At 66.5% G+C, this 20756-nt stretch carries 15 protein-coding genes; 9 read left to right on the forward strand and 6 right to left on the reverse strand.

The window, feature by feature from the left end:
- Window positions 1-427 precede the first annotated feature (427 nt).
- The 4 genes from gltB to aroB all read right to left on the reverse strand — a co-directional run bounded on the left by gltB (window position 428) and on the right by aroB (window position 9213).
- A complete protein-coding gene (gltB, locus tag F467_RS0103595; RefSeq protein WP_018139035.1) occupies window positions 428-4891 on the reverse strand; it encodes a glutamate synthase large subunit in 4464 nt (1487 codons plus the stop codon).
- Between the two features lie 161 nt (window positions 4892-5052).
- Window positions 5053-6897 (reverse strand): SPOR domain-containing protein, encoded by a 1845-nt coding sequence (locus F467_RS0103600; RefSeq protein ID WP_026182215.1) that lies wholly within the window; start codon window positions 6895-6897, stop codon window positions 5053-5055.
- Window positions 6898-6908: 11 nt separating this feature from the next.
- Window positions 6909-8099 carry a deoxyguanosinetriphosphate triphosphohydrolase gene (locus tag F467_RS0103605; RefSeq protein WP_018139036.1) on the reverse strand — a complete coding sequence of 397 codons (1191 nt, stop codon included), beginning with the start codon at window positions 8097-8099 and terminating at the stop codon, window positions 6909-6911.
- Window positions 8089-9213 (reverse strand): 3-dehydroquinate synthase, encoded by a 1125-nt coding sequence (gene aroB / locus F467_RS0103610; RefSeq protein ID WP_018875231.1) that lies wholly within the window; start codon window positions 9211-9213, stop codon window positions 8089-8091. Before aroB ends, F467_RS0103605 begins: the two co-directional genes overlap by 11 nt.
- 176 nt (window positions 9214-9389) lie before the next feature.
- Between aroB and rpsU the strand changes: the two genes are divergently transcribed.
- The 4 genes from rpsU (at window position 9390) to hemE (ending at window position 12666) form a co-directional block, all read left to right on the forward strand.
- Window positions 9390-9605, forward strand: coding sequence for a 30S ribosomal protein S21 (gene rpsU / locus F467_RS0103615; protein WP_012981683.1), 216 nt, complete (start codon window positions 9390-9392; stop codon window positions 9603-9605).
- Between the two features lie 42 nt (window positions 9606-9647).
- Entirely contained in the window at window positions 9648-10097 is a 450-nt protein-coding gene (locus F467_RS0103620; RefSeq protein ID WP_018139038.1) for a GatB/YqeY domain-containing protein, read from the forward strand.
- A 98-nt stretch (window positions 10098-10195) separates the two neighbouring features.
- A complete protein-coding gene (locus tag F467_RS0103625) occupies window positions 10196-11599 on the forward strand; it encodes an FAD-dependent oxidoreductase (RefSeq protein WP_018139039.1) in 1404 nt (467 codons plus the stop codon).
- Window positions 11600-11607: 8 nt separating this feature from the next.
- On the forward strand, window positions 11608-12666 hold the full coding sequence (gene hemE, locus F467_RS0103630; RefSeq protein WP_012981686.1) for a uroporphyrinogen decarboxylase: 1059 nt from the start codon (window positions 11608-11610) through the stop codon (window positions 12664-12666).
- A 21-nt stretch (window positions 12667-12687) separates the two neighbouring features.
- Here the strand turns inward: hemE and F467_RS0103635 are convergent, their stop codons facing one another.
- Together F467_RS0103635 and F467_RS0103640 are read right to left on the reverse strand one after the other, a co-directional pair.
- The gene (locus F467_RS0103635; RefSeq protein ID WP_018139040.1) at window positions 12688-13317 is read right to left on the reverse strand and encodes a hypothetical protein; all 630 of its coding nucleotides are present in this window, start codon (window positions 13315-13317) and stop codon (window positions 12688-12690) included.
- Window positions 13317-15689, reverse strand: a complete 2373-nt coding sequence (locus F467_RS0103640) for a penicillin-binding protein 1A (RefSeq protein WP_018139041.1) — start codon at window positions 15687-15689, stop codon at window positions 13317-13319. Before F467_RS0103640 ends, F467_RS0103635 begins: the two co-directional genes overlap by 1 nt.
- A 143-nt stretch (window positions 15690-15832) precedes the next feature.
- Here F467_RS0103640 and F467_RS0103645 point away from each other — a divergent pair, with 143 nt between their 5' ends.
- Genes F467_RS0103645 through pilQ form a run of 5 tightly spaced genes read left to right on the forward strand, consistent with a single transcriptional unit; the run spans window position 15833 to window position 20735 of the window.
- Entirely contained in the window at window positions 15833-16900 is a 1068-nt protein-coding gene (locus tag F467_RS0103645; protein ID WP_018139042.1) for a pilus assembly protein PilM, read from the forward strand.
- A complete protein-coding gene (locus F467_RS0103650) occupies window positions 16897-17460 on the forward strand; it encodes a PilN domain-containing protein (RefSeq protein WP_018139043.1) in 564 nt (187 codons plus the stop codon). Before F467_RS0103645 ends, F467_RS0103650 begins: the two co-directional genes overlap by 4 nt.
- Window positions 17460-18041 (forward strand): type 4a pilus biogenesis protein PilO, encoded by a 582-nt coding sequence (locus F467_RS0103655; RefSeq protein ID WP_018139044.1) that lies wholly within the window; start codon window positions 17460-17462, stop codon window positions 18039-18041. The genes F467_RS0103650 and F467_RS0103655 overlap by 1 nt, the downstream gene beginning before the upstream one ends.
- The gene (locus F467_RS0103660) at window positions 18041-18583 is read left to right on the forward strand and encodes a pilus assembly protein PilP (RefSeq protein ID WP_018139045.1); all 543 of its coding nucleotides are present in this window, start codon (window positions 18041-18043) and stop codon (window positions 18581-18583) included. The genes F467_RS0103655 and F467_RS0103660 overlap by 1 nt, the downstream gene beginning before the upstream one ends.
- A 31-nt stretch (window positions 18584-18614) precedes the next feature.
- The gene (gene pilQ, locus F467_RS0103665) at window positions 18615-20735 is read left to right on the forward strand and encodes a type IV pilus secretin PilQ (RefSeq protein ID WP_196799361.1); all 2121 of its coding nucleotides are present in this window, start codon (window positions 18615-18617) and stop codon (window positions 20733-20735) included.
- Window positions 20736-20756 lie beyond the last annotated feature (21 nt).

The following is a 20756-nucleotide window of genomic DNA, read 5'->3' on the forward strand; positions in this document are numbered from 1 at the left end:
CCGGCTATTCCTCGGGGGTGTGCTCGTCGTCAGGTTCGCATGATAGCCCAGGGTCGGGGCGCAACACGTCATTGCGGGACGCCGCAGCCGATGCGGCGAGCCCCGGTGGTCTCCGGGGCGGACGCCGGGGTTGCCCGTGGAGATCGCCACGTCGCTTCGCTCCTCGCGATGACGCTACTTTCTACCTCCCCGTCCTTGCGAGGAGCCGGGGGCGGCGAAGCAATCGCTATCCGTCAGCCTCCGGTCGCGGGATGGTGTCCGGGTGCTGCCAGGTCATTGCGAGCGCAGCGAAGCAATCTCCAGGAACTGCCACCAGAACACCGCATCAAGCGATTGCTTCGCTGCGCTCGCAATGACGGGTTTTGGGGCACTGCAAACAAAACGGGCCCCGTCAGGGGCCCGTTTGAACGTTCCGCCGGGTGGCGGGTCAGGCGGCCTGGCGCAGGTTGGCCAGCAGGCCCCGGAGTTCGGAGGCCTTGGGCTTCACCAGCCAGAACGAGCCCTGGTAGTGGTCGAACTGCTCGAGGATTTCGCGGCCCCAGGCGCTGTCGGTCTCGTGCACGAATTCCGTGATGAGCTCCTCCAGGTAGTTGCGGTGGGCCTCCATGTCCTCGGTGTCGAGGCGGTGCAGGTCGATCAGCTCGTTGTTGATGCGGTCCGGGAAGTCGTTCTCCCGGTCCAGCACGAACGCGAAGCCGCCGGTCATGCCCGCGCCGAAGTTGATGCCGGTGTTGCCCAGCACCACCATCACGCCGCCGGTCATGTACTCGCAGCCGTGGTCGCCGATGCCTTCCACCACGGCGATCGCGCCGGAGTTGCGCACTCCGAAGCGTTCGCCGCACTGGCCGGCCGCGAACAGCTTGCCGCCGGTTGCGCCATACAGGCAGGTATTGCCCATGATGGTGGTGTCCTGGCTGGCGAAGCCCGAGCCTTCCGGCGGACGGATCACCAGCTTGCCGCCGGTCATGCCCTTGCCGACGTAGTCGTTGGCATCGCCTTCCAGGTACAGGTGCAGGCCGCCGGCGTTCCAGACGCCGAAGCTCTGCCCGGCCGTGCCTTTCATGCGCACGGTGATCGGGGCATCGGACATGCCCTGGTTGCCGTGGCGCTTGGCGATCTCGCCGGACAGGCGCGCGCCGATCGAGCGGTCGGTGTTGGCAACGTCGAAGCGGTATTCGCCACCGGCCTTGTTCTCGATGGCCTCGAGCATCTCGGCGACCATCTTCTCGGCCAGCTCGCCCTTGTCGAACGGCTCGTTCTTCGGCTCCTTGCAGAAGCGCGGCTTGTCGTCGAGGTCGCCGCTGGCCAGCAGGCCGTTCAGGTCCAGGTGCTGCTGCTTCGGCGTCTCGCCCGGCAGGATCTCCAGCAGATCGGTACGGCCGATCAGATCCGTCAGGCTGCGCACGCCCAGCTTCGCCATCCACTCGCGGGTCTCGCGGGCGACGAACTGGAAGTAGTGCATGACCATCTCGGGCAGGCCGATGAAGTGGTTCATGCGCAGCACCTTGTCCTGCGTAGCGACACCCGTTGCGCAGTTGTTCAGGTGACAGATCCTCAGGTACTTGCAGCCGAGCGCGACCATCGGGCCGGTGCCGAAGCCGAAGCTCTCGGCACCCAGGATCGCCGCCTTGATTACGTCGAGGCCGGTCTTCAGGCCGCCATCGGTCTGCAGGCGCACCTTGTCGCGGAGATCGTTGCCGCGCAGGGTCGCGTGGGTCTCGGTCAGGCCCAGCTCCCACGGGGTGCCGGCGTACTTCACCGAGGTCAGCGGGCTGGCGCCGGTGCCGCCGTCGTAACCGGAGATGGTGATCAGGTCGGCGTAGGCCTTGGCCACGCCGGCCGCGATGGTGCCGACACCGGCCTCGGAGACCAGCTTCACCGAGACCAGCGCATCCGGGTTGACCTGCTTGAGGTCGAAGATCAGCTGCGCCAGGTCCTCGATGGAGTAGATGTCGTGGTGCGGCGGCGGCGAGATCAGGGCCACGCCCGGATTCGAGTAGCGCAGCTCCGCAATCATCTTGTTGACCTTGTGGCCCGGCAGCTGACCGCCCTCGCCGGGCTTCGCGCCCTGGGCGACCTTGATCTGCAGCACCTCGGCGTTGACCAGGTAGTGCGGGGTCACGCCGAAGCGGCCGGAGGCCACCTGCTTGATCTTGGACATGCGCTCGGTGCCGTAGCGGGAAACGGCCTCGCCGCCTTCGCCGGAGTTGGAGCGCCCGCCCAGGCGGTTCATTGCGGTGGCCAGGGCCTCGTGGGCCTCCGGCGACAGCGCGCCCAGGCTCATGCCGGCGGAGTCGAAGCGCGGCAGGATCTCGGCCTCGGACTCGACCTCGTCCAGCGCGATCGGCTCGATGTCGTCGCGGACCTTCAGCAGGTCGCGCAGCACGGTCACCGGGCGCTCGTTCACCAGATCCGCATATTCCTTGTATACGCCGTAGTCGCCGGACTGCACGGCGCGGTGCAGGGTCTGGATCACGTCCGGGTTGTAGGCGTGGTACTCACCACCGTGGACGTACTTCAGCAGGCCGCCCTGGCCGGCGCTCTTGCGCGGGTTCCAGGCGCGTTTGGACAGCGTCTCCAGGTCCGCCTCGATATCGGCGAAGCGGGTGCCCTTGATACGGCTGGTGGTGCCGGTGAAGCAGGTGTCCACGACCTCGTCGGCCAGGCCGACGATCTCGAACAGCTGCGCGCCGCGGTAGCTGGCGATGGTGGAGATGCCCATCTTCGACAGGATCTTGAACAGGCCCTTGTTGATGCCCTTGCGGTAGTTCTGCGCCAGGGTCAGCGGGTCCGCGTTCGGGATCTCGCCGGACTCGCACATGCCGTGCAGCGCGGAGTAGGCCAGGTACGGGTAGATCGCGGTGGCGCCATAGCCGAGCAGGACCGCGAAGTGGTGTGGGTCGCGCACGGTGGCGGTCTCGGCGACGATGTTGGCGTCGGTGCGCAGCTTGGCGCGGATCAGGGCGTGATGCACCGCGCCCACGGCCAGCGCGGCCGGGATCGGGCGGCGTTCCGGGTCGATGCCGCGGTCCGACAGCACCAGCACCACGGCACCGCCGCGCACGGCCTCCACCGCGTTTGCGGTCAGGGCCTTCACGGCGTCTTCCAGGGAGTCGGCATGGACGTCGTAGTTCAGGTCCATGCGCTCGACGCGGAAGGCGTCTTCGGTCTGGTTGCACAATTCGCGGAACTTGGCCTCGGACAGCACCGGGGAGTCGGATACCAGGCGGTGGGCGTGGTCCGGGGTCTCCTCGAACAGGTTCTGCTCGCGGCCGAAGCAGGTCTCCAGCGACATCACGATGCTCTCGCGCAGCGGGTCGATCGCCGGGTTGGTGACCTGGGCGAACTGCTGGCGGAAGTAGTCGAACAGCGAGCGGGTGTGGCTGGAGAGCACGGCGAACGGGGTGTCGTCACCCATCGAGCCCACGGCCTCCTGGCCGGCCTCGGCCAGCACGCGCAGGATCTGGTCGCGCTCCTCGAAGGTCACGTCGAACAGCTTTTCGTAGGTGTCCAGGCGCTCGGCCGGCATCGGCTCGCCGGAGAACAGCTGGTTGTCGTCCAGCTGGCTCTTCAGGTGCTTCACGTGGGCGCGCAGCCACTGGCGGTAGGGCTGGCGCGTACGGTTGATGCGGTCGACGTCCTCGGGCTGCAGCAGCTCGCCGGACTCGGTATCCACCGCCAGCATCTGCCCGGGCTTCAGGCGGCCCTTGGCGACCACGTCCTCCGGGGCGTAGTCGTACACGCCGATCTCGGAGGCCAGGGTGATGTGGCGGTCCTTCGTGATCACGTAGCGCGCCGGGCGCAGGCCGTTGCGGTCCAGGGTGCAGGCGGCGTAGCGGCCGTCGGTCAGCACGATCCCGGCCGGGCCGTCCCAGGGCTCCATGTGCATGGAGTTGTATTCGTAGAAGGCGCGCAGGTCGGAGTCCATGTGCGCGACGTTCTGCCACGCCGGCGGGACCAGCAGGCGCATGGCGCGGAACAGGTCCATGCCGCCGGCCAGCAGGACCTCGAGCATGTTGTCCAGGCTCTGCGAGTCGGAGCCTTCCAGGTTGACCAGCGGCTCCAGCTCGGCCAGTTCCGGCAGGTTCTCGGTGGCGAACTTGTGCTGGCGCGCAACCGCCCAGTTGCGGTTGCCCTGCACGGTGTTGATCTCCCCGTTGTGGGCGAGGAAACGGAACGGCTGCGCCAGGCCCCACTGCGGGAAGGTGTTGGTGGAGAAGCGCTGGTGGAACACGCAGATCGCGGTCTCCAGCTCCGGGCGCTGCAGATCGCGGTAGAACACCGGCAGGTTCTCCGGCATCACCAGACCCTTGTAGGACACCACGCGCGCGGACAGGCTCGGCACGTAGAACACCGGGTCGTCGCCCATCGCGATCTCGGCGCGGCGGCGCACCACGAACAGCGCGCGCTCGAAGGCGTCGCCGTCCATGTCCGCCGGGGCGTTGATGAACACCTGCAGGATGTGCGGCTGGCTCTTCAGGGCCTCGGCGCCACAGGCGTCTTCCGGGTTGATCGGGACCTCGCGCCAGCCGGCAAGCTTCAGCGGGCCGTGCTCGATCGCGCCCTCCACGGCGGCGCGCGTCTCGGCGATCTTGTCCGGGTTGATGAACACAATACCGGCGGCGAAGCGCTCGGCCAGTTCGATGTTCGACTCCGAGGCCAGGGTGCGCAGGAAGGCCTCGGGGGTCTTCATCAGCAGCCCGCAACCGTCGCCGGTCTTGCCGTCCGCGGCGATCGCTCCGCGGTGGGTCATCCGTTCCAGGGCCTTGATCGCGGTGTCCACCACCCAGTGGCTGGCTACGCCGTCCATGTGCGCAATCAGGCCGAAGCCGCAGTTGTCGCGCTCGAATTCGGGGCGGTAGAGGGTGCCGTTCAGTTGGTTCTGTCGCATCGGTGAACTCCGGTCACGGCGCGCGAAAGGCGGGCCGTCGGGCTGGAAAAGAACACGAAAAAAGGCGCAGGAATATAGCCGAACCGTCATTCTCCCGGCAAACCGGGGCCGGTCAAGTAGGCACGGGGAGGTGCGGGTTGGCGGGTGCCGAGGCGGCGAGTCTACTCGCGTGCCACGCCTTGTACGGAGCCGATGGAGCGGATCCACGGGCCTTCGTTGCGTACCGCCTCGGGCAGGTCGGACGCCGCGCCTTCGGCGGCCTCGCGACTGGTAAACGATCCAGCCAGCACGACCACAAAGTCGCGATTGTTCACTCGCGTGGGGATGTAGCGGATGCCGCCAAGGTTGTGGCGATCGGCATAGCCACGGGCAGTGGACATGTCCGGAGCCGCAATCAACTGGATGGTGAACGCATCGGAGGACTGGTTGCCGAGCCACTCCAGATCGCCGCGCAGGCGCTCGCCGTCACCATCCTCGTCGGCCAGGGCCTCGGTCGTCGTCTCCGGTTCCGGTTCCGGTTCCGGTTCTGGCTCCGGTTCTGGCTCCGGTTCTGGCTCCGGTTCTGGCTCCGGTTCCGGTTCCGGGGCTGTTTCGGGTTCCGGCTCGGGTTCCGGTTCCGGAGCGGGTTCTGGCTCGGGCTGTGGCTCAGGTTCAGCGGCGGGTTCGGCCTCGATGCCGGCAATCGGATCGCCGCTCGGGCGTTCCTGGCCGGGCAGGGGTTCGATTCCCGGGCTGGTCAGCGTGTCGTCCGCATGCTCCAGCGGGTCGGGCGCGACCAGGTCGTCCTGCTCGGGGGATGCCGGGGGGCGGGTTTCGGGCAGCGGGAGTTCGACGACCTCCTGTTCCGCCTCGGTTTCGCCACCGTCCATCAACTGCAGAGCGACGGGTGCGGCGATACCGATCGCGACCGTGGCGGCAACCGCTGGCACGAACCAGCGCTGATTCCAGAAGGGCGCGGTGCGCTTTTCCTCCGGGGGTTCGTCGAGTTCGTGGTCGGGCTCCGGCGGCCAGTCCGGTTCGTCATCGGCATCCGAGTGCGCGAGGGCCTCGGCGGCCGGAGTGAATTCGTCCTCTTCGCGCTGGGCACGAAGCACGGGCTCGGCGTCGGTTTCGCGGTCGAGGCCGGCGTCGGAGTCGATGGTGACGCCGGCGGCCTCGGGTGTCGTGGGTGACGGCTCCTCTTCGCGCTCGGCCTCGTCACCCAGCGCGATGCCGGGCGCTGTGGTGCCGGTCGCGCTGGCGGCATGGCGTTCGCTGCGGCAGTGGCGCTCCAGGACCTGGTTGGCCTCGCGGTTCAGGTTGCCCGGCAGCCCCTGGCTGGTGGTCTGCAGATGATGGATCGTGTCCTGGTCGAGCAGGCGCTCCGGGTCGTCGAGCCCCGCCGCTTGCAGTCGGTGGCGCAGATAGGCGGCCGTTTGCTCGAGGTTGAAGGCGCGCAGGTTGACGCGCGTGACCTGGTCCTCGTCGGAGGGGTCCGGGAGGTACAGGCGGCGGCGGAGCAGGCCGCCGGAGCCCACCAGCACGATGCGCGGGGCGCGGCCCTGGGACTCGAGCACCTCGCTGCGCATGCGCATCAGGTTGTTCACGATGTCGGTGCCGACCAGGTGGGCGTCGTCCATCGCGATCACCGGGTCGCGGCCGACGGCGACGCGTTCGGCCAGCAGTTCGGTCAGGGGGCGATCCGGGTCATCGGCGTTGTGCGAGCGCAGGTAGTTGCGAATGGTGTTGTCCACCGATTCGAACTGGGTGTTGATGCGGGCGCGAAAGGCGATCAGCTCGAAGGGCTCGGGCAGCATGGCCAGCAGGCGCATCAACTGCAGGCTGCGCCCGGAGCCGTTCTCGCCGGTCATGATCACGATGGCGCCCGGCGCATCGAGGGCGGCGCGCGCCGACTCCAGCAGCCCGTCCAGCAACGGGTCGCTGTAGATGAAGTGTTCATCCGGGGTCTCGTCGAACGGCGCCGTGTGCAGGCCGAGCTGTTTCAGGCATTGGTCGGAGAGCGCCATGGGTCTCAGTCTCAGGTCAGCGTGCCCAGATCGAACAGGCGGTGGTGTTCACGGATGGCGTGGCGGTCGGTCATGCCTGCGATGTAGTCGGCAATCGCGCGCTGCGGCGCATGCGGATCGGCCTCGGCGATCTGCTCGGCATGCCGCTGGAAATGCTCGGGCATCAGCCGCGGCTCGGAGTCGAACGCGGCGAACAGTTCCTGGATCAGCTGGCGGGCCTTGTGCATCACCGCGTGGACCTGATGGTGGTGGTACAGGTTCTCGCGCAGAAAGCCCTTCAGCTCGCGCGCCTGGTCGGCCATCTCCGGGCTGAAACGGATCAGCGGCTGGCCCGCCTGGCGGATGTCGTCCGGGGTGGCGGGCCGCTGATGATCAATCGCGGCTTGGCTGCTCTCGATCAGGTCGGAGACCAGGGCGTCGATCATGCGGCGGACGGTCTCGTGCTGAACCCGTCGCGGCTCGAGGTCCGGGTAGCGTGCGCGAACCGCTTCCAGGCACTCGCGGAACAGGCGGACCTCGGTCAACTGCTCCATGTCGAGCAGCCCGGAGCGCAGGCCGTCGTCGACATCGTGGTTGTTGTAGGCGATCTCGTCGGCCACGTTGGCCAGCTGCGCCTCCAGCGAGGGCTGCTGCTTCTCGAGAAAGCGCACGCCGATCGTGCCCAGTTCTCGCGCACGCTGCGGCGAGCAGTGCTTGAGGATGCCCTCGCGCGTCTCGAAGGTCAGGTTGAGCCCGTCGAATTCCGCGTAGTGACGTTCCAGCAGGTCGACGATGCGCAGCGACTGCAGGTTGTGCTCGAAGCCACCGTACCCCTTCATGCAGTCGTTCAGGGCATGCTGGCCGGCATGGCCAAACGGGGTGTGGCCGAGGTCGTGCGCCAGGGCGATGGCCTCGACCAGGTCCTCGTTCAGACGCAGCGCGCGCGCGATCGAGCGCCCGATCTGCGCGACCTCCAGCGAGTGGGTCAGGCGGTTGCGGAACAGGTCGCCCTCGTGGCTGATGAAGACCTGGGTCTTGTATTCCAGGCGACGAAACGCGCTGGAATGCACGATGCGATCGCGGTCGCGCTGGAAATCGCTGCGGTGGCGTGGCGCCGCTTCCGGGTGGGCGCGCCCGCGCGAGGCCGCGGGGTCGGCGGCGTACGACGCGAGCCCGGAGGCCCGGTCGACCCGGGGTGTGGTGGCCAGGGCCTCAGGCGACACGGGTGCCCTCGTGCAGGGTCGCGTCCAGCGCCGACACGTCGAACTGGTCGGTGAGTTCGGCCTGGCCGATCCCCCGCAGCAGCACCAGACGCAGACGGCCGCTGGCGACCTTCTTGTCGATCGCCATCAGCTCGCGGAAGCGCTCGGCGCTCATGCTGTCCGGTGGATCCAGGGCCAGGCCGGCGCGCTGGATCAGGGCCTCGGCGCGTTCGCGCTCGGCCGTGCTCAGCCAGCCCATGCGCTCCGACATGCGCGCGGCCATCGCCATACCCGTGCCCACGGCCTCGCCGTGCAGCCATTCGCCGTAGCCCATGCCGGCCTCGATTGCGTGGCCGAAGGTATGGCCCAGGTTCAGCAGGGCGCGGATGCCGCCTTCGCGTTCGTCGGCGGCGACGATCTCGGCCTTGCAGGCGCAGGAGCGGTGAATGGCCCGGGCCAGCGCCTCGGGCTCCAGGGCGCGCAGCTCGTCGATATGCGCCTCCAGCCAGGCGAAGAACTCGGCGTCGCGGATCAGCCCGTACTTGATGACCTCGGCGAGCCCGGCCTGCAGCTCGCGCTCGGGCAGTGTCTTCAGGGTGTCGGTGTCGATCAGCACCGCGCGCGGTTGGTGGAAGGCGCCGATCATGTTCTTGCCCAGCGGGTGGTTGACCCCGGTCTTGCCGCCCACCGAGGAGTCGACCTGGGCCAGTAGGGTGGTCGGCACCTGCACGAAGTCGATCCCGCGCTGGTAGATAGCGGCGGCGAAGCCGGCGATATCGCCCACCACGCCCCCGCCCAGCGCGACAATGCGGCTGCCCCGGTCGAACCGGGCCTCCAGCAGGCGGGTGATGATCGATTCCACTGTGGCCAGGGTCTTGTGGGCCTCGCCATCGGGCAGTTCGATCCATAGGGTCTCGCCGGCGATCCCGCACTGGACGAGCGTTTCGCGCAGAGCCTCGCCGTAAAGCGGGCCCACGGTGGTGTTGGTCACCACCGCCACGCGGCGGCCCTCGAGCGCCGGGCGCAGGGTGTCGGCGGCGGCGAGCTGGCCCGGTCCGATCCGGATGGGGTAGCTGCGCTCGCCCAGCTCGACGTTCAGGTTCTGTGTGCCGGGTGCGTTCATCAGGGGCATCATAGCGTGCGTGCCGCTTTGGGCGTAAGCGTGTGCGCGGTCAGGATGGGCATCGCTTCACGGACTTTTGCAAATGGCGCCGGTTGGATTACCATAGGGAGTTCTGCATGGCTGCCCGGAGTGTTTCGGGTGGCGTTTTTGTTTTGGTAGACGAATCAGCATTCGCATCCGGAGATTGTATGCCGCACGTACGAGTTCGCGAGAATGAGCCCTTCGAGGTTGCCCTGCGCCGTTTCAAGCGCACCTGTGAAAAGGCCGGCGTGGTCGCGGAAGTCCGCCGCCGCGAGTATTACGAAAAGCCGACCACCGAGCGCAAGCGCAAGGCCGCCGCAGCGGTGAAGCGCCAGCTGAAGAAGAATTCCCGCGACATGACCCGCCGGGTGCGTCTGTACTAAGAATCGTCACTCGGGCCTCAGGCCCGGATCGAGGACCCTTCGATGTCGCTCAAGGCCCGGTTGCAGGATGACGTCAAGCAGGCCATGCGGGCCCGGGAGAAGGAGCGCCTTGGGGCGTTGCGCCTGATCCAGGCCGAGGTCTCGCAGTTCGAGGTCGACGAGCGGCGCGAAGCCGACGACGACGCGGTGCTGGCCATCCTGAACCGGATGCTCAAGCAGCGTCGCGACTCCATCGACCAGTACCGCAAGGGCGGTCGCGAGGACCTGGCCGAGCGCGAGGCCGCCGAGATCACGGTGATCGAGGCCTACATGCCCGAGCCGCTGGGCGACGCCGAGCTGGAGCAGATGATCGGCGAGGCGATCGCCGAGACCGGCGCGGCCGGTCCCAGCGATATGGGCAAGGTGATGGGCGTGCTCAAGCCCCGGGTCTTCGGCCGCGCGGACATGGGCGTCGTCAGTCAGAAGGTCCGTACCGCGCTGGGGATTTCTTGACCGTTACGCTCGGTTGAGCGAAACGTTCCTTTCCTGAACGCATGAACGGTTGAACCCCGTGGCGTCATGCCGCCGGTTCCCGTCGGAGCGAGTGATCCATGGCTTCCAATCCGATGCAGTTCCTGGACCTGCCGCGCCAGGACCCTCAGAAGACCCCTGCCGAGATTCGTATCCACGAGTTCGGCGAGATCATTGGTCAGTTCGACCCGGCGACCGCGGGGCAGCAGGCGGGCCGCTGCCTGGCCTGTGGCAATCCGTATTGCGAATGGAAGTGCCCGGTTCACAACTTCATCCCGAACTGGCTGAAGCTGGTGGAAGAGGGCAACCTGTTCGCCGCCGCCGAGCTCTCGCACAAGACTAATTCCCTGCCCGAGGTCTGCGGCCGCGTCTGCCCGCAGGACCGCCTGTGCGAGGGCGCCTGCACGCTGAACGACGGTTTTGGCGCGGTCACCATCGGCTCGGTGGAGAAGTACATCACCGACGAGGCTCTGAAGGCCGGCTGGCGCCCGGACCTGTCCGATGTCACCCCGACCGACAAGCGCGTGGCCGTGATTGGCGCCGGGCCGGCCGGCCTTGGCTGCGCCGATATCCTGGCGCGCAACGGCGTGCAGGCAGTGGTCTATGACCGCTACCCGGAGATCGGTGGCCTGCTGACCTTCGGTATCCCGCCGTTCAAGCTCGAAAAGCAGGTGATCCGCACCCGCCGCGAGATCCTCGAGGGCATGGGCGTGGAGTTCCGCCTGAATACCGAGATCGGCCGCGACATCCAGATGGACACCCTGCTGGAGGAATACGACGCCGTGTTCCTCGGCATGGGCACGTACACCGCGATGCAGGGTGGCTTCCCCGGCGAGGACCTGCCGGGGGTGTACCCGGCGCTGCCGTTCCTGATCTCCAACATCCGCCAGGTGATGGGCTGGGAGCACGATGAAGACGGCTTCATCGACGTGGCCGGCCAGCGTGTGGTGGTCCTTGGCGGTGGCGACACCGCGATGGACTGCAACCGCACTTCGATCCGCCAGGGCGCGGCCTCGGTGACCTGCGCCTATCGCCGCGACGAAGAGAACATGCCCGGCTCGCGCAAGGAAGTGGTGCATGCCCGCGAAGAGGGCGTGCAGTTCGAGTTCAACGTGCAGCCGGTCGAGATCGTCGGCGACGGCAAGGTCGAGGGCGTGAAGGTGGTGCGCACCCAGATGGGTGCGCCGGACGAGCGCGGCCGCCGCCGTCCGGAGCCGGTGCCGGGCTCCGAGCATGTGATCCCGGCCGACCGCGTGCTGATCGCCTTTGGTTTCCGTCCGTCCCCGGCGGACTGGTTCGCCGAATACAAGATCGGCGTGGACGAGGGCGGGCGTGTACAGGCCGTCGGTGAGCACGCCTTCCAGACCGGCAACCCGAAGGTCTTTGCTGGCGGCGACATGGTGCGTGGCTCGGACCTGGTTGTGACCGCCGTCTTCGAGGGCCGCGAGGCCGCCGAAGGCATCCTTGAATACCTCGGCGTTTGAGTTTTTCGATGTCCCAGACCCTGAAGAATGACCGTCTGCTGCGTGCGTTGCTGCGCGAGCCCGTGGATCGCCCGCCGATCTGGATCATGCGCCAGGCCGGGCGCTACCTGCCGGAGTACCGCGAGACCCGCGCCCAGGCCGGCAGCTTCATGAATCTGTGTCAGAACCCGGAGCTGGCCTGCGAAGTCACCATGCAGCCGCTGCGCCGGTTCCCGCTGGACGCGGCGATCCTGTTCTCGGACATCCTGACTATCCCGGATGCGATGGGCCTGGGACTCTATTTCGAGACCGGCGAGGGCCCTCGTTTCCGCGACCCGATCCGTTCGCTCGAGGCGATCGAGAACCTGCCGGTGCCGGATCCCGAGCAGGAGCTGCGCTATGTGATGGATGCAGTGCGCCTGATCCGCCGCGAGCTGAATGGCGAAGTGCCGCTGATCGGCTTTGCCGGCAGCCCGTGGACGCTGGCCACCTATATGGTCGAGGGTCAGGGCTCGCGCGACTTCGCCGAGACCAAGCGGCTGATGTACGGCGAACCGCAGGCGATGCACGCCTTGCTGCAGAAGGTCGCCACCGCGGTTACCGAATACCTGAACGCGCAGATTCGCGCCGGTGCGCAGGCCGTGATGGTCTTCGATACCTGGGGCGGTTCGCTTACGCCGCGCGGCTATCGCGAATTCTCGCTGGCCTACATGCAACGCATCGTGGATGGCCTGATTCGGGACCACGACGGCCGTCGCGTGCCGGTTACCCTGTTCACCAAGGGTGGCGATGCCTGGCTCGAGGCGCAGGCCGAGACCGGTGCCGATGCGCTGGGGCTGGACTGGACGATCGAGATTGCCGAGGCCAGCCGTCGTGTGGGCGATCGCGTGGCGCTGCAGGGCAACCTGGATCCGTCGGTGCTGTACGCGCCGGATGCGGTGGTGCGCGAGGAGGCCCTGCGGGTGCTGGACGGCTTCGACCGGGACACCGGTCATGTCTTCAACCTGGGGCACGGGATTCATCCGGGGATCGACCCGGAACGGGTGGCAACCCTGGTTGAGACCGTCACCTCCTACCGCCGCGACTAAGGCAGCGGCGCCTTCCTGGCGTCAGGACGCGTCGGCCGCCGCTGGTGCGTCGGCGTTCGCGGCGGCCAGCAGCCTGTCCACGTCCGCGAGCCCTGCGCGGGCCATGGGCTTGCCGTCCACCGGCGACGGCGGCGCCTGGCGCAGCCCGTCCAGCGGGAATACGGTCAGTTCAATGTCCGTGTCATTCGGCCCGCGAAAACTCAGAAACGGTACCCGCTGCTCGCGCCCCTGCCGGCTGCGATAGCGCCGTTCGCCCGTCTGGCAGCGGATTCCGCGCTCGCCCAGGTCGAGGATGACCTCCTCCACCGTCTCGGCAAATGCATGCAGATTGACCAGCGGCTGGCGTTCGACGATGCCGTCCAGCAGCGGGCCGACCAGGCGTGGTTCCAGTGCCGAAAGCCGCTCCATGACGATCCGGGCGGCCTCGAGGCGTTCGCGGTAGGCCTGGCGGCTGTCGTCCGTTGCGAACAGGCGGCTGCGTTCGATCGCAGCCGCCTGAATCTCGATATTGCGCGGCATCTCGTGGCGCGGTTCGACACCCAGATGCTCGGCAGCCTTGCGCTTGGCCAGCGCGAAGTCGCGGATGCCATCGTCGAGCAGGATCCGCGCGGCCTCCTGTGCCAGCTCCTGGCGAATACGCGAGGGGCTCATCAGAACACCGACTCGGCCGGGCCCTGACCATTCTCCCCGCGGGGGCCCGCCGGGGCCTGGCCGCGTTCCGGTACCTGCTGCGGGATCAGCCACTGGATATTCGCCCCCGGGGTCTCCTCGCTTGGTGCGCGGCGGCCGTCTGGCAGGATCGCCACGCGCTGCAGGTCATCGGGACGTTCCACGGGGCGCTCCGGTGTGTCGGTCAGCACCGAGTCCATGAATCGAATCCAGAGCGGGAGCGCCGTGCGCCCACCACTCTCGCGCCGGCCCAGTTCGCGGTTGTCGTCGAACCCGACCCAGGCGGTCGCGACGATGTCGGCGTTGAACCCCGAGAACCAGGCATCGCGATAGCTGTTGGTCGTGCCGGTCTTGCCGGCGAGATCCGAGCGTCCCAGCTGCTGCGCCTGACGCCCGGTGCCGGCGGTGATTACGTGCCCCAGCATGTTGCTCATCTGCCAGGCGGCACCCGGGTCCAGCACCTGTGCCGGGTCGGTATACTGCAGCGGACCCCCGCTGGCGTTCAGGTACAGGTCCTGGCCGGCCGGGTTCTCGCAGGGTTCGGGGCAGGCGCGTTCGGTCGGGGCTGTGTAGAGGACCTCGCCGTCGTCCGTCTCGATGCGCGTGATGATCCACGGGCTGTACAGTTTCCCGCCGGAGGCAAAAACGCTGTAGGCATTGTTCAGCTGCAAGGGCGTGACCCCGCCAGTGCCGAGCACCATCGACAGGTTGCTCGGGTGCTTGTCCGGATCCAGACCGAACCGCGGCAGCTGTTCGTGCACGCGTTGCGGACCCAGGCTGTTGAGCAGGCGGATCGACGCCAGATTGCGCGACTGAGCCAGGGCGTCGCGCATGCTCATCTCGCCCTGAAACTGCCGCGAGTAGTTCTGCGGGCGCCACTCCGCACCCAGCGCGGGGTCGTCAAAGACCATCGGCGCGTCGACCAGCATGCCGTCCGGGCGGTAGCCATCCTGCAGCGCCAGCGCGTACACCAGCGGCTTGAACGCAGAGCCGGGCTGTCGTTGCGCCTGGGTGCTGCGATCGTAGCGATTCTCGAAGAAATCGAAGCCTCCCGCGAGCGCAACGATGGCCCCGTCGGCCGGCGATTGGGCGATTACCGCGCCAGTGACTTCGGGTTTCTGTGCCAGGCGCCAGCGTCCGTCGGTGTGGGGCCTGACGCGGATCACGTCGCCCGGCTCGAACTCGGGGTTGCGTGCCCATTCCTGATCGCGGGGTTCGATGGTGAGTTCGCCGATCTGGCCGCCGTCGACGTGCAGCGTGCCGTCTCCGTCGCGTTCCACGACGACCACGGGAAACAGCAGGCGCCCGTGTACGCCCTGTGTCTTGAGGGCGCGCTGGCGTGCCTCGGCGTCGGCCATGGTCTCGTCGCTCAGCTGATCTTCGGGCCCGCGATAACCGTGGCGTTCGTCGTATTCCAGCAGGCCCTCGCGCAGGGCCTGGTTGGCGGCTTCCTGGTAACGGGAGTCAATCGATGTATGGACCTGCAGGCCGCGCCGGTAGGCGTCCTCGCCCCAGAGGTTAAAGACGATCTGGCGGGCCGCCTCCGCCACCCAGTGGGCATCGACCTCGGTCGCGGCCACGTGCCGCTCGGACGATACCGGGCGGGCCACCGCCTCCTCGTATTCCGATTCGCTGATCGCGCCGGTATCCAGCATGCGCCGCAGCACGTAATTGCGGCGGATCTCCGCGCGCTGGGCACTGGCAACGGGGTTGGTTGTGGACGGCGCCTTCGGAAGGGCCGCCAGTACCGCGATCTCGTCCAGCTCCAGCTCATCGATCGAGCGGCCGTAGTAGACCCGAGCGGCTGCCTCGATCCCGTAGGCGCGCTGGCCCAGGTAGATCTTGTTCAGGTATAGCTCAAGGATCTCGTCCTTGCTCATCTCCTGTTCCATGCGAATGGCCAGGAAGATCTCCCGCAGCTTGCGCTCGTAGGTGCGGTCGCGGGTCAGAAAGACATTGCGCGCCAGCTGCATGGTAATGGTGGAGCCCCCCTGGCTGCGTTCGCCGCGAGTGGAGATCTCGTTGATCGCCGCTCGTGCCAGGCCAACGATGTCGACCCCGGGATGGTCGTAGAAGCGCTCGTCCTCGGCCGCGATGAACGCCTGGCGGACGCGCTCGGGGATGTCCTCGATGGGCAGGGGAATGCGGCGTTCTTCCGCGAATTCGCCCATCAGCAGGCCGTCCGCGGTGCGGACTTGCAATGGGGTTTGCAGGCGCACGTCGCGCACCGCCTCCGCTTCGGGGAGGGTCGGGGCGTAGTGCACGTACAGGGCTGCAATGGCTGCGGATACGCCGATTCCGGCCGCAAGGATCAGGGCCAGCAACGCCGCAAAAATCTTGAGAATCGGCTTCATGACTGTAGAAAAAGTGGGGCCAAGTTAAGAATCAGCTTTCAAAGCAACTTGCAACCCGGATTTTGGAGTGTATATTGTGAACGAGCTAGCATACTTGATTGTAACGCTACCAGTTACTTTCATTGGGGTATACAGGGGGATGTGTGCTGAGTCTCGGAAAGAGCAAGCAGGGACTGCTGGGCGTGGATGTCAGCTCCGCCGCCGTGAAGGTGCTGGAGCTGGCCCGGCAAGGTAAGGGCTACCGTGTCGAGGCCTTTGCGGTGGAGCCGCTGCCGGATGGTGTGATGGTGGACAAGGTCTGCCAGGACACCGAGGCGGTGGGGAACGCACTCGCCCGCGCGGTGAAGCGCTCCGGCACAAAGCTCAAGCACTGCGCCATGGCCGTGCCGTCCTCGGCGGTCATCACCAAGACCATCCAGATGTCGGCCACGCTCAGCGACACTGAGCTCGAGGGCCAGGTGTTCGTCGAGGCCGATCAGTACATCCCCTACACCCTGGAAGAGGTCAATCTCGACTTCCAGGTCCTCGGCAAGAACGAAAAGAATCCCCAGCTGGTCGACGTCCTGGTCGTCGCCTCGCGGCGCGAGAACGTCGAATCGCGTGTGGCGATCGCCGAATCCGCCAAGCTCACCCCCGAGCTGGTGGATGTCGAGGCCTACGCGATCGAGCACGCCTCTGAACGACTGGTCGAGCAGATCCCCGATCGCGAGAACAAGCCCATCGTCGCGATTGTCGACGTCGGCTCATCGGTAACGGCGGTGTATGTCGTCAGCCAGACCGAGGGCGTGATCTATACCCGCGAGCAGAATTTCGGCGGCCGCATGCTGACCGAGGAGATCATGCGCCGCTACAGCATGAACTATCAGGAGGCCGGCTCCGCCAAGATGAGCGGTGATCTTCCGGCCGACTACGTCAGCAATATCCTCGAGCCGTTCAAGCAGACGATGATGGATCAGATCCAGCGTCTGCTGCAGTACTTCTACGTGACCCGCCCGCAGGACTCGATCGACCACATCCTGCTGGGTGGCGGCTGTGCCGCGATCGCGGGTGTCGACGAGATGCTCGAGGAAAGTTCCGGGACCCCGGTATCCGTCGCCAACCCGTTCCGTGGCATGGCGCTTTCCCGTCGTGTGAATCAGCAGCGCTTCGCCAATGATGCCCCCGCGCTGCTTACGGCCTGTGGCCTGGCCATCAGGGGGTACGCCGGATGATCTACATCAATCTCCTCCCCTGGCGCGAGAAGGCCCGCGAACAGCGGCGCAAGCAATTCTTCGGTGCCGTGGGCGGCGCGCTCGTGGTCGGCGTGTTGCTGGCGTTCGGCGCGCACACCTTTATGAGTGCGTTGATCGACCACCAGCAGTCGCGTAACCAGATGCTCGAGAGCGAGATCCGCGAGCTGGATCGAAAGATTGCTCGCATCCGCGATCTGGACGAGCAGCGCCAGGCCCTGATCGCGCGCATGGAAGTGATTCAGACCTTGCAGGCGCGCCGCCCAGAGGCCGTACATCTGTTCGATCAGCTGGTGGAGACGTTGCCGGACGGCACCTATCTCAACGAGGTGCGCCAGGAGGGCGAACGCATTCGTCTGACGGGGCGGGCCGAATCCAACACCCGGATCTCGACGCTGATGCGCCGCATCGACGCCTCGCCCTGGCTGGCCGATTCCAACCTGCAGATCATCGAGACACGTGAAGACGGCAGCCTGCAGGTACGTGACTTCCGCCTCGACGCCAATCAGGCGCGGCCTTCGGATGTCGAGGAGGATTCCTGATGAATATCAAGGAACTCAACGAGATCGACTTCAACAACATTGGTGAGGCGTCCTGGGCGGTAAAGGCGCTGATCCTGATCGTCATCGTTCTGGCCATCCTGGGGCTGTCCTATTACTTCTTCATCGGCGATCAGCGCACCGATCTGGAACGCGCCGAGAATCGCGAGGAGCAACTGCGCGCCGAATTCGAGGACAAGCAGCAGCGGGCCGCGAATCTCGGGGCCTACGAGGAACAGCTCGAAGAGATGGAGCGGATGTTTGCCTCGTTGCTGGAGCTCTTGCCGAGCAGCGCCGAGATCCCCAGCCTGCTGGTGGATATCTCGCAGACCGGCTTGCAGGCCGGGCTCGAGATCGAGCTGTTCGAGCCGCGCGGCGAAAACCGACGGGATTTCTATGCCGAGGTGCCGATTCGGCTGCGGGTGCGCGGTGACTACGAGGATCTGGCCGAATTCGTCAGCGGGACCTCGGCGCTCCCGCGCGTCGTCACCATGCACGACATGCACATTCGTCGGGGCAATTCCGATAACGATCTGCTGATGGACGCCACTGCGCGCACCTACCGCTACCTGGAGGACCACTGATGCGGAACCCTGCACAGCGATCCCTGGGGGCGGCCCTTGCGCTGGGCCTGGTGGCCACATTCGGGTTGTCGGGTTGCGCCCCCGACAAGAGCGACCTGGAGCGCTACATTGCGGAGATCAATGAGCGTCCGGGCAGCGGTATCGACCCGATCCCGACGCTGGAGCCGCACGAGCCCTACTTGTATCCGGGGCACACCCGCTCCCCGTTCGATTCCTCCGTAATTGCGCAGCCCGAGCTGGCGGCAGCCCAGGGCGAGCCCGGCGACGCCGAGGTCGACCCGGATCGCCCCCGCGAATTCCTCGAGAGCTTCCCGCTGGATTCCTTGCGCATGGTGGGGTCGCTGGAGCAGGACGAGGTGCGTTATGCCCTGGTCCGTACCCCCGATCGGGGTATTCAGCGCGTGACAGTTGGCAATTACATGGGTGAAAACCACGGCCGTATCGTCGAGATCACAGCCACCCGGGTGAAGCTGGTCGAGGTGGTCCCGGACGCCTTCGGCGGGCACGTGGAACGCGAAAACTCCGTGGCGCTGGCCGACTAGCGGTTGGGGGAGCAGAACAATGATGAACCGAATGGGCCGCAAGACCGGCAACAACTACAGGGGATTACACATGGGTTCTTCCATGCGCGCGCTGGCGGGCACCGTGATGGCGGCTTTGCTGTTCATGGTTTCGCAGGGGGTGGCGGCGACCGAACTGGAAGAGATTCGGGCGGCCAGCATTAGCGGTGACCGGGTGCAGGTGAATCTGCGCTTTTCCGGGACTCCGCCCGAAGACGTGCGGGCCTTTGCCATCGACTCCCCGCCGCGGATCGCACTGGACCTGCCGGACGCTGGCAATGCGCTGCGCAGCCGCGAGACGGACCTCAATGTGGGCCCGCTGCTGACCGCCACGGCGGTCGAATCCGGTGATCGCACGCGCGTGGTGCTGAACCTGACCCAGCCCTCCGAGTACCAGACCCGGGTCGAGGGCAACAACCTGATCCTGACGCTGGGTCGCGGGGTTTCCGAGGCCGACAGCGATGTCCAGCAGGTGGTCGATCGTGCCGGCGAGCCCTCCGAACGGGCGACGCGCAGTGCGCGCCCGGTCGAGATTACCGGCATCGATTTTCGTCGCGGTTCCGAGGGCGAAGGCCGAGTCGAGATCGACCTGTCGCGCTCGGGGGCCGAGGTTAATGTGCGCGAGCAGGCGGGTAAGGTTGAACTGACATTCCCGCGCGCTCGTGTGGACGAATCCCTGGAGCGCCGATTGGACGTGCTCGATTTCGCCACACCGGTTCGCACCATCGACACCGTGGCCGAGCGCGAGCGTGTGCGCATGGAAGTGGGCGCGCATGGCGAATACGAAGTCCTCTCCTACCAGAGCGATCGCCGCTTTGTGCTGGAGGTGGCGCCGATTACCGAGGCGGAACGCGAGGCGCGGCGCCGCGAGGAGGAGCAGTTCGAGGGCGAGCGCCTGTCGCTGAATTTCCAGGATATCGAGGTGCGCTCGGTCCTGCAGCTGCTGGCTGACTTTACTGATCTCAATATCGTGGTCAGCGATACCGTGGGTGGCAATATCACCTTGCGCCTGAACAACGTGCCCTGGGATCAGGCACTGGATATCATTCTGCGCTCGCGTGGTCTGGACAAGCGCATGGACGGGAACGTGCTCTACGTCGCCCCGAGCGAAGAGATTGCGGCGCGCGAACGCCTGGAGCTTGAGGCGCAGCGCGACCGCCAGGAACTCGAGCCACTGCGCACCGAGTTCGTGCAGATCAACTTTGCCCAGGCCGAGCAGATCGCCTCGCTGATCCGCGGCGACGAGACCGGCCAGTTCCTGTCCGATCGCGGCAGCATCACGATCGACAGCCGCACTAACACTCTGTTGGTGCAGGACACCCAGAACCGTATCGAGGATGTGCGGCGTCTGGTGCAGACGCTCGACGTGCCCGTGCAACAGGTGCTGATCGAGACCCGCATTGTGATCGCGGAGGACACCTTCAATCGCGAACTGGGTGCACGCTTCGGCATTTCCGGAACGCGAGGGGATCGCCGTACTCGAGTGGGTGGTGCGGGTTCCATCGAGGGCGCTGATGCCGCCCGTGATGCAACGACGGCGGGGGTTGGGGGCATCGCGATTGGCGATCGCCTGAACAGCTCGCTGCCCGCCAGTGGCAATGCGGGACAGGCCGGGATCAGTATCCTGCGGAGCGGAGTGCTGCTCGATCTCGAACTGTCGGCCCTGCAGGTTGAAGGCCGCGGGGAGATCATCTCCAGTCCGCGTGTGATCACGGCCAACGGCCAGACGGCGTCCATCAAGCAGGGTGAGGAGATCCCGTATCAGGAGGCCACCGCCTCTGGTGCCACCTCCACCCAGTTTATCGAGGCGGTGCTGTCCACCGAGGTGACGCCGCAGATCACGCCGAACGGTAACGTGATTCTCGATATCAACGTGACCAAGGACGAGCCCAGTCAGCGCGAGGTACTGGGTGTGCCGGGGATCAACAAGCGCGAAGTCCAGACCCAGGTGTTCGTCGGTAACGGCGAGACGGTTGTGCTCGGTGGCGTCTACGAGATCGACAGCCGTACCAACCTCGAAAAGGTGCCGTTCTTCGGCGATATCCCGTTCCTGGGCAACCTCTTCCGCAATCGTTCGACCCAGAATACCAAGGCGGAGTTGCTCATCTTCGTGACGCCGCGCGTTCTCGACTGACTACTGAATGCGCATTGGCAG

Origin of the sequence: Thioalkalivibrio sp. ALJ12 (assembly GCF_000378305.1) — a bacterium.
In the GTDB taxonomy this organism is placed as follows: domain Bacteria; phylum Pseudomonadota; class Gammaproteobacteria; order Ectothiorhodospirales; family Ectothiorhodospiraceae; genus Thioalkalivibrio.